The sequence below is a fragment of the Streptomyces sp. HUAS TT11 genome (assembly GCF_051553595.1).
GTDB lineage: Bacteria > Actinomycetota > Actinomycetes > Streptomycetales > Streptomycetaceae > Streptomyces.
The window spans coordinates 6,279,034-6,292,038 of record NZ_CP196184.1; the positions used below are offsets into that span (position 1 = coordinate 6,279,034).

The 13,005-nt window shown below is 68.7% G+C and carries 13 protein-coding genes; 7 read left to right on the forward strand and 6 right to left on the reverse strand.

From position 1 onward, the window contains the following. Nucleotides 1-42: 42 nt before the first annotated feature. The 3 genes from ACSHXN_RS27900 to ACSHXN_RS27910 form a co-directional block, all read right to left on the reverse strand. A complete protein-coding gene (locus ACSHXN_RS27900; protein WP_383353835.1) occupies nucleotides 43-897 on the reverse strand; it encodes a DUF4429 domain-containing protein in 855 nt (284 codons plus the stop codon). 66 nt (nucleotides 898-963) lie between these two features. Continuing rightward, nucleotides 964-2,181 (reverse strand): alpha/beta hydrolase, encoded by a 1,218-nt coding sequence (locus ACSHXN_RS27905; RefSeq protein ID WP_383353837.1) that lies wholly within the window; start codon nucleotides 2,179-2,181, stop codon nucleotides 964-966. 201 nt (nucleotides 2,182-2,382) lie between these two features. Then, entirely contained in the window at nucleotides 2,383-3,054 is a 672-nt protein-coding gene (locus ACSHXN_RS27910) for a TetR family transcriptional regulator (RefSeq protein ID WP_355134936.1), read from the reverse strand. A 113-nt stretch (nucleotides 3,055-3,167) separates the two neighbouring features. Here ACSHXN_RS27910 and ACSHXN_RS27915 point away from each other — a divergent pair, with 113 nt between their 5' ends. Then, nucleotides 3,168-4,796, forward strand: a complete 1,629-nt coding sequence (locus ACSHXN_RS27915) for an MFS transporter (protein WP_356112876.1) — start codon at nucleotides 3,168-3,170, stop codon at nucleotides 4,794-4,796. A gap of 221 nt (nucleotides 4,797-5,017) precedes the next feature. Continuing rightward, a complete protein-coding gene (locus tag ACSHXN_RS27920; protein WP_355135106.1) occupies nucleotides 5,018-5,326 on the forward strand; it encodes a small hydrophobic protein in 309 nt (102 codons plus the stop codon). A gap of 196 nt (nucleotides 5,327-5,522) precedes the next feature. Here ACSHXN_RS27920 and ACSHXN_RS27925 read toward each other — a convergent pair whose 3' ends face one another. The 3 genes from ACSHXN_RS27925 to aceE all read right to left on the reverse strand — a co-directional run bounded on the left by ACSHXN_RS27925 (nucleotide 5,523) and on the right by aceE (nucleotide 8,768). Further along, nucleotides 5,523-5,612 carry an ion channel gene (locus ACSHXN_RS27925; RefSeq protein ID WP_438304017.1) on the reverse strand — a complete coding sequence of 30 codons (90 nt, stop codon included), beginning with the start codon at nucleotides 5,610-5,612 and terminating at the stop codon, nucleotides 5,523-5,525. Next, nucleotides 5,588-5,944: a hypothetical protein gene (locus tag ACSHXN_RS27930; RefSeq protein WP_438304019.1), complete on the reverse strand. Its 357-nt coding sequence runs from the start codon at nucleotides 5,942-5,944 to the stop codon at nucleotides 5,588-5,590. The genes ACSHXN_RS27925 and ACSHXN_RS27930 overlap by 25 nt, the downstream gene beginning before the upstream one ends. Nucleotides 5,945-6,020: 76 nt before the next feature. Continuing rightward, nucleotides 6,021-8,768, reverse strand: a complete 2,748-nt coding sequence (gene aceE, locus ACSHXN_RS27935) for a pyruvate dehydrogenase (acetyl-transferring), homodimeric type (RefSeq protein ID WP_356112872.1) — start codon at nucleotides 8,766-8,768, stop codon at nucleotides 6,021-6,023. 427 nt (nucleotides 8,769-9,195) lie between these two features. On the opposite strand from aceE, the gene ACSHXN_RS27940 reads away from it, so the two are divergent. From ACSHXN_RS27940 to ACSHXN_RS27960, 5 genes are all read left to right on the forward strand, one after another. Beyond that, nucleotides 9,196-9,633: a DUF3052 domain-containing protein gene (locus tag ACSHXN_RS27940; RefSeq protein ID WP_355134926.1), complete on the forward strand. Its 438-nt coding sequence runs from the start codon at nucleotides 9,196-9,198 to the stop codon at nucleotides 9,631-9,633. A gap of 209 nt (nucleotides 9,634-9,842) precedes the next feature. Beyond that, the gene (locus tag ACSHXN_RS27945) at nucleotides 9,843-10,301 is read left to right on the forward strand and encodes a peroxiredoxin (protein WP_355134924.1); all 459 of its coding nucleotides are present in this window, start codon (nucleotides 9,843-9,845) and stop codon (nucleotides 10,299-10,301) included. A gap of 113 nt (nucleotides 10,302-10,414) precedes the next feature. Next, complete coding sequence (locus ACSHXN_RS27950; protein ID WP_355134922.1) at nucleotides 10,415-10,990, forward strand: TerD family protein; 576 nt, start codon at nucleotides 10,415-10,417, stop codon at nucleotides 10,988-10,990. A gap of 96 nt (nucleotides 10,991-11,086) precedes the next feature. Next, a complete protein-coding gene (locus tag ACSHXN_RS27955) occupies nucleotides 11,087-11,662 on the forward strand; it encodes a TerD family protein (RefSeq protein ID WP_345547361.1) in 576 nt (191 codons plus the stop codon). 51 nt (nucleotides 11,663-11,713) lie between these two features. Beyond that, on the forward strand, nucleotides 11,714-12,862 hold the full coding sequence (locus ACSHXN_RS27960) for a DUF475 domain-containing protein (protein WP_355134920.1): 1,149 nt from the start codon (nucleotides 11,714-11,716) through the stop codon (nucleotides 12,860-12,862). Nucleotides 12,863-13,005: the final 143 nt, after the last annotated feature.

The following is a 13,005-nucleotide window of genomic DNA, read 5'->3' on the forward strand; positions in this document are numbered from 1 at the left end:
CACATCCGACCCGCGGCCCGGGACCGCCCGCGGGCGGTCCGACTAGAGCTCCGCCAGCAACTCCGCCTTCTTCATGGAGAACTCCTCGTCCGTCACGAGTCCGGCCTGGTGGAGTTCGCCCAGATGGCGGATCCGTTCGGCGATGTCCGCCGGGTCCCGCCGCGCGGCCGGCACCGCGATCGGGCCCGAGCCCGCGGCCCGCACGGCGGCGAGCACGGACGCGGCGAACGGCAACGACTCGTGCACGGGGCCGTAGCCGAGGCCGAAGACCACGGCCGCCGGATCCTGGTCCGGTTGGGCCGGTTGTGTGCCGCCGGCGGGATCACGCCGCAGCAGCCGCAGATGCCCCTCGAAGACCTCCGGGGAGCGCCACTCGACCCCGCTGAGGCCGGTGACCGGGAAACTCTGGTCGCCGGCCTTCCACTTGGCGGACGACGCGCCCGTCCAGAACCAGCGGAAGGACACCGACGTGCCGTCGAAGGACGCCTTCCCGTCGTACGCCTTGAACTGGGCGGGCGCCTTGGGCGGATCGACCAGGAACCGCTCGGCCGGCTCACCGTTCCCGCCGAGTCGCGCGCGCAACTCGTCGGCGTAGTACTCGGCGAGGGTCTCGCGGTCGGCGGGCAGAACCAGCCGGTACGGGTCGGACGACTCCTTCAGCTGTCCCGCCGCCGCCTCCATCAGCGGGTCGGCTCCGGGCCTGGGCACCGCGTGCAGGACCGTGGTCCCGCGCTTGCCCCGAGTCAGTGTGACCCCCGTGATCGCCTCCAGGGGGACACGGCGTTCACCGAGCGTCTGGAACAGCTTCGGTGTGCGGATACCCCGTTCGAAGCGGATGAGCACGGAGTCGGACTCGAACTCCCAGGCGGCATGAAATCCGGCCAGTACGTCACCCATGCGGCTCATCGTATGCGGCACGTGCTCCTCCGTCGCCTCCCCTGGCGGACCGCAATTCCTGTTTTTCTACGCGCGTCCGACCGACGCCGTGTCGGGCAGATCGGTCCGGCAGACGTCATCGTTGTGGACGCAGTCCACCGCGCGATATGCGCCGACACCGATCTCGGCGAAGTTGCGCAGGCTCTCGGTGCCGGGCGCGAAGTATCCGGCATGACCCTTCGCCCCCTGCGCCGACAGCACCCGCGCCCCGAAGGCACGGGAGACCGGGTCGGCGCCGTGGCCGATACCGCCCACCTCCAGATAGGGCACGTCCTGGATCCAGTCGTCGGCGTCCCGCATCGCCCACACCCGGGCGGCGGTCCGCAGACCGGCGGCGGTACCGGTGCGCATGCCGGGGCTGCCCGCCACCGCCAGGTCGGACACCCGGGACGGCAGGGTGTGCGCGGCGACCCCGCACACCACCGAGCCGTAGCTGTGGCAGTACAGCTGGACGGGGGCGCGGCCGGGCAGGGCGCGGACGAGGGCGTCGAGCCGGACGGCCCCCTCCTCGGCGCGCATCGCCGTCGCCGCCTCCACACCGAGGCCGCCGGGCGCGGTGTAGTCGGCCCAGGCGATCACGGCCGTACGGGTCAGGGGGGCGGCCGTCCGCTCGGCCGCGTAGAGCGCCTTGGCCATGCCGACCGGCGCCGAGTACGGGCGGAAGGTGCGCTGGAAGGTGAGCAGATCGGTGTCGACACCGGGGACGACGACGGAGATCCGCCGGGCCCGGTCCAGGTTCCCGAGGACTTCGGCCACGCGCCCCGAGCCCTCCGGATCGAAGGCCAGGATCTGCCGGTCCGTCCGCATCAGCGCCTCGAAGCGGTGCATGAGCCGCCCCGCCTCGCGCTGGCCGACGGCCGACAGCCGGTCGTCGTGCATCCGTGCGCGCTCGACCTTGCGCTGCTCGTCGAGGGCGATGCGGTTGGCCGCGTAGCGCAGACGTACCGGCGCCCCGTTCATGTTGCCGACCGCGAGCGGGAAGCGGTGGACGAGCCGGGAGCGCTGGTGGGCGCTGAGCGAGGCGAAGAAGTGCGTGATCCGGCCCGGGGACGCGTCGGCGTCCGGCAGTTCGCGTCCGGCGATCGTCCCGTGCTCCCACGCCGAGCGTGACTCCTGGAGCGGTGTGGGACCTCGGTGGTTGCGAACGGCGGTCCAGCCGGTCGTCGCGAGCATCACGAAGACAACGGCCAGAGCGAGCAGCGCGCGCCAGACGTTGAGTTGCGGGGAGGTGTCGAAGGAAGTCACTGGAAGGACACACTAGGAGAACGGGAGTGTCTCGCGTTAACCGAGTGATGCGTCTCACGTTTCTGTGACGCCAATTACGGCAAAACGGATGGGTCTTACGTCCGATCGTCACGCTGGGTCGATGAGGCACACGTCACTTGACACTCCACGTGGCCGCAGCTTCACTCCGACGGCCGTGTCCGGCCCTCGGGCGCCCGGAATTCAGTTGACGGCGGCGGGGGAGCCGTCCGTGTCGTCCGTGCGCCACTTCTCCGCCAGCGCCGGGCGCACGGCGTCCAGATGCGAGACCGTCAGCTGGTGGATCGCGGCCACGCTGATGTCCTCGCCCGTGCCCCACAGCCGCTCGGTGACGCGCATCACTCCGCCGAACACGGCCACTGCGACGCGCGGTCGGGGGTCCGTGTCCACGTCGAGGCCCTCGCGTTCGGCGATCACGCGTGCGATCTCCTCCTCCACCTCGGCCGAACGGCGCAGGTGGGTGGCGAACAGGGCGGGCGTCGACTCGATCAACTGGTAGGTGCGCAGGTGGAGTTCGACCGGGACGATCCGCTCGATGGTCTCACCGATGTCGTCCCAGCCCTGCAGCACCGCCTGTCGCAGCGCCTCCAGCGGGGCCTCGTCCCGGGGGCGCGCGCGCACCGCGTCGACGAAGTGCGACGCGGCGACGGAGTGGGTGAAGAAGACCGCCTCCTCCTTTCCGGCGTAGTAGCGGAAGAAGGTGCGCTGGGAGACGTCCACGGCCGCGGTGATCTCGTCGACCGTCGTGCGTTCGTACCCCTGGGTGAGGAACAGCTCCAGAGCGGCGCGAAGCAGCGCGTCGCGGATGCGTTGTTTCTTGCGCTCACGCAATCCTGGTCGCGACGCCGTCTCCATCGGTCCTCTTTCTGGTCGTACGGCCCGGTTGGGTCAAGCCGCGAGTAGCGTGACAGTTACCGACTTGTGAATTGGTTTGTCAATTGTCAGCGGCTGTCACTAACCTCCACCATATGACTAGTCAGACCACCGTCCATGCGACGGAACCGGGGGACAAAACGGCCGGGGCGCCGACGGTCCCGGCGGAGCGGGCGCCGGACCGCGGGCTGCGCGGGCACCCGTGGTTCACCCTGATCACCGTGGCGGTCGGCGTCATGATGGTGGCCCTCGACGGCACCATCGTGGCCATCGCGAACCCGGCCATCGCCAAGGACCTCGGCGCCAGCTTCTCCGACGTCCAGTGGATCACCAACGCGTACTTCCTCGCCCTCGCGGTCACCCTGATCACCGCGGGCAAGCTCGGTGACCGCTTCGGTCACCGGCAGACCTTCCTGATCGGCGTGGTCGGCTTCGCGGCCGCCTCCGGTGCGATCGGCCTGTCCGACAGCATCGCCCTCGTCGTGACCTTCCGTGTCTTCCAGGGCCTGTTCGGCGCGCTGCTGATGCCCGCCGCGCTCGGTCTGCTGCGGGCCACCTTCCCGGCCGAGAAGCTGAACATGGCGATCGGTATCTGGGGCATGGTCATCGGCGCCTCCACCGCGGGCGGCCCGATCCTCGGCGGGCTGCTCGTCCAGCACGTCAGCTGGCAGTCGGTCTTCTTCATCAACGTGCCCGTCGGCGCGCTCGCGCTCGTCCTCGGCCTGCTGATCCTCACCGACCACCGTGCGAAGAACGCGCCGCGCTCCTTCGACCTGCTCGGTATCTCCCTGCTGTCCGGCGCCATGTTCTGCCTGGTCTGGGCGCTCATCAAGGCGCCGGCCTGGGGCTGGGGCGACGGCAAGACCTGGCTGTTCATCGGCGCGTCCGTGCTGGGCTTCGTCCTCTTCTCCGTGTGGGAGAAGCGGGTGAAGGAGCCGCTGATCCCGCTGGGGCTGTTCCGCTCGGTGCCGCTGTCCGCGGGTGTCGTGCTCATGGTCCTCATGGCGATCGCCTTCATGGGCGGCCTGTTCTTCGTCACCTTCTACCTGCAGAACGTGCACGGCATGAGCCCGGTCGACGCGGGTATGCACCTGCTTCCGCTGACCGGCATGATGATCGTCGGCTCCCCGCTCGCGGGTGCCGCGATCACCAAGCTGGGCCCGCGTATCCCGCTGGCGGGCGGCATGGCCGCCACCGCGATCGCGATGTACGGGATGTCGACGCTGGAGGCGGGCACGGGCAGCGGCGTCATGTCGATCTGGTTCGCGCTGCTCGGTCTCGGTCTCGCGCCCGTCATGGTCGGCGCCACCGAGGTCATCGTCGGCAATGCGCCCATGGAGCTGTCCGGCGTCGCCGGCGGACTGCAGCAGGCCGCGATGCAGATCGGCGGCAGCCTCGGCACCGCGGTGCTGGGCGCCGTGATGGCCTCCAAGGTCGACAACGACCTCGCGGGCAACTGGACCGACGCCGGACTTCCGCCGCTGACCGGGTCGCAGCTCGACCAGGCATCCGAGGCGGTGCAGGTGGGCGTGGCCCCGGTGACCCCGGACACCCCGGCCGCCGTCGTCCAGAAGATCACCGCGGTCGCGCACGACACGTTCATCTCCGGCATGAGCCTGGCCTGTCTGGTCGCCGCGGGTGTCGCGACGGTCGCGGTACTGGTCGCGCTGCTCACCAAGCGCGGCGAGAACGCCGATGCGGGCGCGGGGGCCGCGCACATCTGACCCGGATCCGAGCGCGTTCGTCCGCCGGGGCGAAAGCGCTCGGATTCCTCACAGCCGGCGGACACCGCAGGTCGCAGTGGGTCCGTCCGCCGCCGTGCGACCGGGAGGCCGGACGGACCGCGGCGTGCTGTCCAAGGGAGCCGCGTGTGGGAAGGACTTGCCGCGGGAAACCGGGGTACCCGCTCATCACGCCCGAACTGACCGATGAGTTCAGGGAGTTGATGATGGCGGGCTTCGGAAACGGCACGCGCAGGTACCCCCGCTCACGCGGCCGGACGTGGTCGCGGACCGGGCCGGATCGCGCGACGCTCGGGATCATAGGTGTCATCTGCGCGGTCGCGGGCTTCTTCGCCCTCGGCATCGTCCTGGGACCGGTCGCGGTCGTGTGCGGATGGCTCGCGATGGGCCGCAACTGGACGGGCAGCCGCTCGATTCCGGCTCTGGTGGCCCTGGTCCTCGGCGCGATCGACACACTGCTGGCGATCGTCTGGCTGGCCGGAACCGCGACCACCGGGAACGGACTGCTCTGATCCTGGAGAGCGAGCGCCGGGCCCCGGCCACGGCCGGGGCCCCGTCCCCGCGGGGGCGAGCGGGCGCGGCACGGACGGACCGGACGACGCGGCCACCTTGCCCGAAGCGCCCGTACCGCTTCGGTGAGCGCCTCGATCGCCGCCGTGGCGGCGGTGTTCGCGATCACCGCACCGAGCGGCGTGATGCCCGGGAGCATCAGGCCCGGGGCGAGCATCCGCCGGAGGCCGTGGTCGGTGCGTGATCGCCGTGGCCCACGGTCGTCATCCTGGTGAACGACCAGTACACCGCGTCGCCGGCGTCTCGATGTTCCTGTGTGCGAGTCCCGCTCCACCGAGACCACGGCCGGCGACCCGGACATCGGCGAGGGGCGGCACCACGGCGCACAGGTCGAGCCAGTGGGTGCGGACGAACTCCTTGCGGTACGGGCTGATCGCGAGGCGCACGCGATGGTCCGCGGCGGACGCTTCCCCCACCACCAGCTCGGTGACCGTGCACGCGACCGGCTCGCCGAGCTGTGCGCTGAGCGGCACGGCGTAGGGGACGGCGAGCGCCGGCGCGAGCGCCGGCGCGAGCGCCGGCAGTGGCCGCCGGATGTGCCGCTCGCAACGGGTCCGCATCGTACGGAACGCGCAAGGGCGGCGAGGCCGTCGGCCTCGCCGCCCATCGGCCACCGCGGCCGGGCGATGCGGGGGGTTACGCGTCGCCGCCCGCCGCTCCCGGGTCGGCCGCCGTCACGTCGAGCAGCTGGTAGCGGTCGATCGCCTGCTTGAGCACCGAGCGGTCGATCTTGCCCGACCCGGCCAGCTCGGCGAGGACCGCCACCACGATCGACTGCGCGTCGATGTGGAAGAAGCGGCGGGCCGCGCCCCGCGTGTCCGCGAAGCCGAAGCCGTCCGCGCCCAGCGACTGGTAGGAGCCGGGCACCCAGCGTGCGATCTGGTCGGGAACGGATCGCATCCAGTCGGACACGGCCACGAACGGACCCTCGGCACTGCTGAGCTTCTGTGTCACGTACGGCACCCGCTGCTCTTCCTCGGGGTGCAGCAGATTGTGCTTCTCGCAGTCCACGGCCTCGCGCCGCAGTTCGTTCCACGAGGTCGCCGACCAGACGTCCGCACGGACGTTCCAGTCCTCGGCGAGGAGCTGCTGCGCCTCCAGCGCCCAGGGCACGGAGACGCCGGAGGCCATGATCTGCGCCCGGACGGTGCCCGAGGTGCCCTCGGAGATCCGGTGGATGCCCTTGAGAATGCCCTCGACGTCCACGCCGGCGGGCTCGGCCGGCTGCCGGATCGGCTCGTTGTAGACGGTGAGGTAGTAGAAGACGTCCTCGCCGTGCGGGTGCTCGGGCGAGGAGCCGTACATCCGCCGCAGACCGTCCTGCACGATGTGGGCGATCTCGTACGCGTAGGCCGGGTCGTAGGCCACGCACCCCGGGTTGGTCGAGGCCAGGAGCTGCGAGTGGCCGTCCGCGTGCTGGAGGCCCTCGCCGGTCAGAGTCGTACGGCCCGCGGTCGCGCCCAGCGCGAAACCGCGCGAGAGCTGGTCGGCCATCTGCCAGAACTGATCGCCGGTGCGCTGGAAACCGAACATCGAGTAGAAGACGTACACCGGGATCAGCGGCTCGCCGTGCGTGGCGTAGGCCGAGCCGGCCGCGATCAGCGACGCCGTGCAGCCCGCCTCGGAGATGCCGTCGTGCAGCATCTGGCCGGTCGGGGACTCCTTGTAGGCGAGCAGCAGGTCGCGGTCGACCGATTCGTACTGCTGGCCGAGCGGGTTGTAGATTTTCGCGCTCGGGAAGAACGAGTCCATGCCGAAGGTGCGGTACTCGTCGGGGGCGATCAGCACGAACCGCCGGCCGATCTCCTTGTCCCGCATGAGGTCCTTCAGCAGCCTCACGAACGCCATGGTGGTGGCGATGGACTGCTGACCGGAGCCCTTCTTGACCCCCGCGTACGCCTTGTCGTCGGGAAGGGGCAGGGGCTTGGAGCGCACGACGCGTGTCGGGACGTACCCGCCGAGCGACTTGCGCCGGTCGTGCATGTACTGCATCTCCTCCGTGTCCCGGCCGGGGTGGTAGTACGGCGGCAGGCCGGACTCGAGGTCCTTGTCGGAGATCGGCAGGTGCAGTCGGTCGCGGAAGTGCTTGAGGTCGGCGACCGTCAGCTTCTTCATCTGGTGCGTGGCGTTGCGGCCCTCGAAGTTGGGACCCAGGGTCCAGCCCTTGACGGTCTTGGCCAGGATCACCGTGGGCTGGCCCTTGTGCTCCTTGGCCGCCTTGAACGCCGCGTAGATCTTGCGATGGTCGTGACCGCCACGGCCCAGGTGCAGGATCTGGTCGTCGGTCATGTTCTCGACCATCGCGCGCAGCCGGTGGTCGTCGCCGAAGAAGTGGTCCCGGATGTACGCGCCGGACTCCGTCGCGTACGTCTGGAACTGGCCGTCCGGCGTGGTGTTCATCTTGTTGACCAGAGTCCCGTCCCGGTCCTGCGCCAGCAGCGGGTCCCAGGTGCGGTCCCAGATCAGCTTGATCACGTTCCAGCCTGCGCCCCGGAAGACCGACTCCAGCTCCTGGATGATCTTTCCGTTGCCGCGCACCGGGCCGTCCAGGCGCTGGAGGTTGCAGTTGACGACGAAGGTCAGGTTGTCCAGGCCCTCGCGGGCGGCGATGGACAGCTGGCCCAGCGACTCCGGCTCGTCCATCTCGCCGTCGCCGAGGAAGGCCCACACGTGCGAGCGGGAGGTGTCCGCGATGTCGCGCGCGTGCATATAGCGGTTCATCCGGGCCTGGAAGATCGCGGCGATCGGGCCGAGACCCATGGAGACCGTCGGGAACTCCCAGAAGTCCGGCATCGAGCGCGGGTGCGGATAGCTGGAGAGCCCGTACGGAGCCTTCGACTTCTCCTGGCGGAACCCGTCCAGGTGACGCTCGGAGAGCCGGTCGAGGAGAAAGGCCCGCGCGTAGATGCCCGGGGAGGCGTGGCCCTGGAAGAAGACCTGGTCACCGCCGTCGCCCTCGTCCTTGCCGCGGAAGAAGTGGTTGAAGCCCACGTCGTACAGCGAGGCGGAGGAGGCGAAGGTGGCGATGTGGCCGCCGACCCCGATCCCGGGTCGCTGGGCGCGGGAGACCATGACGGCGGCGTTCCACCGTGTGGCGTTGAGGATCTTGCGCTCGATCTCCTCGTTGCCGGGGAAGAACGGCTCGCTCTTGGTGGGGATGGTGTTGACGTAGTCCGTGCTGCGCATCTCGGGCACGGCCACGCGCTTCTCGCGGGCCCGCTCGATCAGACGGAGCATCAGGTAGCGGGCCCGCTCACGGCCGCGCTGATCCACTGCGGCGTCGAGGGAGTCGAGCCACTCCTGGGTTTCCTCGGGATCGAAGTCAGGAACCTGACTAGGAAGGCCGCCAATGATGATCGGATTGCGATCGGATCCGGAAGCCACGCTGTTCCTTACCTGTCAGAGGGCCACTTTTTCCTTGTGCCTGCACCGATCCCCATCGTGTACCTCGGGGAAGGGAATCGTCATCTTTACCGTGAGGTAACCACAGTGGCGGATCGGTTCTTCGGGGACGCTCACGAGCAAAGCGACACGATACGCCCAGGCGGTGACGGGTCCCGCAAAGTCATTCGACTCTCGTACCCACAGAGGATTCCGGAATGCGCAAACCGGGCAGAACGGTGTGGTGTGGATCACCATCCGGCGCGATACCGTGCCTGGAGTTGCGGCGACACGGCCAGGATCGTCACCGTTTCGGCGGTCTGAACCGCCGGGTACTTGCGCGATCCGCCGCGCCCGTGTGGACTACGGCCAATGCTTCGCGTACGCGCGTGGCTGAGATATTCGACAAGACATGATCAGGAGGCAAGCCGTGAGCGCGACCGCGGACCACGCGGAGGAGCGGACGAACCCTGCCGCGAGGCTGGGGTTCCAGCCCGAGCAGGTGGTCCAGGAGATCGGCTACGACGACGACGTCGATCAGGAGCTCCGCGAGGCCATTGAGGAATTCATCGGCAGCCAACTCGTGGACGAGGAGTACGACGACGTCGCCGATGCTGTGGTGCTGTGGTTCCGCGACGAGGACGGCGACCTGACGGATGTGCTGGTGGACGCCACCACGTACATCGAAGAAGGCGGCTCGATCCTGCTCCTCACCCCGAAGACGGGTCGTACGGGCTACGTGGAGCCGAGCGACATCTCTGAATCCGCGACGACGGCGGGTCTGTCGGCGTCCAAGAGTGTCAGCGTGGGCAAGGACTGGAGCGGGTCCCGGCTGGTGACGCCGAAGGGGGCCAGGTCCAAGAGGTGACGCTCCGCTGGACCGGCCGGTCGCCGGGGCGGCCGTAGCGGGGGTGGTGCCCCCGGACCCCACCCCGGTCCCAACGGCCTCGTCCACGAAGTCGCCCGGGCAAGGGATCCCGAGGACGGGCTGAACACTCAGCCCGTCCTCAGGCCTGCTGTGATCGCTGCGTAGGGTGGGTCCGACTCGACCAGCCCCACCGGAAGGGAAGCAGGCCCATGGCGATCCAGGTCGGCGAGAAGGCCCCCGACTTCGAACTCAAGGACAACCACGGCAGGACCGTGAGGCTCGCCGACTTCCGTGGCGGGAAGAACGTGGTGCTGGTCTTCTACCCGTTCGCCTTCACCGGCGTCTGCGCGGGGGAGCTCGGCGCGCTGCGCGACAGCCTGCCGGCGTTCGTCAACGGCGGCACCCAGCTTCTCGCCGTCTCCAACGACTCCATCCACACCCTGCGCGTCTTCGCCGAACAGGAGGGCCTGGAGTACCCCCTGCTGTCCGACTTCTGGCCGCACGGCAACATTTCGCGCGCCTACGGCGTCTTCGACGAGGACAAGGGCTGCGCGGTGCGCGGGACCTTCATCATCGACCAGGAGGGCGTGGTGCGGTGGACCGTGGTCAACGGCCTGCCGGACGCGCGCGACCTGAACGAGTACGTGAAGGCGCTCGACACCCTGTGATTCTCGGGTCCCAAGGCCTGCGGGGTACGGGAACCCGTCACTAGGATCGACTCGTTGATCCGATGCCAACGTACTACGGGGCTCCCCGCCCCTGGACACCAATGGAGGGACTCGTGGGAGTCAGCCTCAGCAAGGGCGGCAACGTATCGCTGACCAAGGAGGCCCCGGGCCTGACCGCGGTCCTCGTCGGTCTGGGCTGGGACGTCCGCACCACGACCGGTACCGACTTCGACCTCGACGCCAGCGCACTGCTGCTGAACACGTCGGGCAAGGTCGGCAGCGACCAGAACTTCGTCTTCTTCAACAACCTCAAGAGCCCGGACGGCTCCGTCGAGCACACGGGCGACAACATCACCGGCGAGGGCGAGGGCGACGACGAGGTGATCAAGGTCAACCTCGCCTCGGTCCCGACCGACGTCGAGAAGATCGTCTTCCCGGTGTCGATCTACGACGCCGAGAACCGCCAGCAGTCCTTCGGCCAGGTCCGCAACGCGTTCATCCGTGTCGTCAACCAGGCGAACCAGCAGGAGATCGCGCGGTACGACCTGAGCGAGGACGCCTCCACCGAGACCGCCATGGTCTTCGGTGAGCTGTACCGCCACGGGGCGGAGTGGAAGTTCCGCGCCATCGGTCAGGGTTACGCCTCGGGCCTGCGCGGTATCGCGCAGGACTTCGGCGTCAACGTCTGAGCAGTCTGAACCGCACGTCCGGCGTCGCACGGTTTGAGTGCGGCGCCGGACGCGCAGGACAAGCAGAGCAGCACCATCTCGGGGAGGACCAGCATCATGGGTGTCACGCTCGCCAAGGGAGGCAACGTCTCCCTCTCCAAGGCCGCACCGAATCTCACGCAGGTGATGATCGGGCTCGGCTGGGACGCGCGCTCGACCACCGGAGCCCCCTTCGACCTCGACGCCAGCGCGCTGCTGTGCAGTGGCGGCCGGGTCCTCGGTGACGAGTGGTTCGTCTTCTACAACCAGCTCAAGAGCCCGGACGGGTCGGTGGAGCACACCGGGGACAACCTCACCGGTGAGGGCGAGGGTGACGACGAGTCGATCCTGATCGACCTGTCCAAGGTCCCGGCCCAGTGCGACAAGATCGTCTTCCCGGTCTCGATCCATCTGGCCGACGACCGCGGCCAGACGTTCGGCCAGGTCAGCAATGCCTTCATCCGTGTGGTCAACCAGGCCGACGGTCAGGAGCTCGCCCGTTACGACCTGAGCGAGGACGCCTCCACGGAGACCGCGATGATCTTCGGCGAGGTCTACCGCTATGGCGCCGAGTGGAAGTTCAGGGCGGTGGGACAGGGGTACGCATCCGGTCTGCGCGGAATCGCTCTAGACTTCGGAGTCAACGTTTCGTAAAGCCGGGTACGGCGACGGGGGAGTCCCGTACAGATTCGGATTGGGTAGCCAGTGCTTCTGAAAACCTTCGGCTGGTCGTTCGTGGTCACCGCGGTCGGCCTGGTCCTTGCGGTCCTCTACGGGGGGTGGACCGCCTTCGGCATCGTGGCGATCCTGTCCGTCCTCGAGATCTCGCTGTCCTTCGACAACGCGGTGGTCAACGCCGGAATCCTGAAGAAGATGAGTGCCTTCTGGCAGAAGATCTTCCTCACGGTCGGTGTGCTGATCGCCGTCTTCGGTATGCGGCTGGTCTTCCCCGTCGTGATCGTCGCCGTCACGGCGAAGAAGAGCCCGATCGACGCGGTGAACCTGGCGCTGACCGACAAGGACCAGTACCAGCAGCTCGTCACCGACGCCCACCCGGCGATCGCCGCCTTCGGTGGGATGTTCCTTCTGATGATCTTCCTGGACTTCATCTTCGAGGACCGGGACATCCAGTGGCTGCGCTGGATCGAGCGCCCGCTCGCCAAGCTCGGCAAGGTCGACATGCTGTCGGTCTGCATCGCGCTGATCGTCCTGCTGATCGCCTCCATGACCTTCGCGACCCACGCCCACCAGCACGGCGGCGCGCACATCGACAAGGGCCAGACGGTTCTGATCTCCGGCATCGCCGGTCTGATCACGTACATGATCGTCGGCGGTCTCTCCGGTTTCTTCGAGGACAGGCTCGAGGACGAGGAGGAGCGGGAGAGCGAGGCGGAGGAAGAGGCCGCGCGCAGCGGCAAGGGCCGCTCGGCGGTCCTGCTCGCCGGCAAGGCCGCGTTCTTCATGTTCCTCTACCTGGAGGTCCTGGACGCGTCCTTCTCGTTCGACGGTGTGATCGGCGCCTTCGCCATCACCAACGACATCATCCTGATGGCGCTCGGCCTCGGCATCGGCGCGATGTACGTCCGGTCGCTGACCGTCTACCTGGTCCGTCAGGGCACCCTCGACGACTACGTCTACCTGGAGCACGGCGCGCACTACGCGATCGGCGCGCTGGCGGTGATCCTCATGGTCACCATCCAGTACCAGATCAACGAGGTGATCACCGGTCTCGTCGGTGTCCTCCTCATCGGCTGGTCCTTCTGGTCCTCGGTGCGCCGCAACCGCGCGCTTGCCGCGGCCGAGGGAAAAGCGGAGGCACCGGACGCGAAGACTGAGGTCTCGTCCGGGGTGTAGGGGCGCGCGTTCCTCCCTTCACGCGGCCCGGTCGGCCTTCGGGGCGTACGAGTCCCTCGGGCTCATGCTCGCTCGCCCGTCAGTGACGGTTCGCGGGTGTGGACCGGGCCCAGGTGAGGAACGCTCTGTGCGGGGCGGCAGCG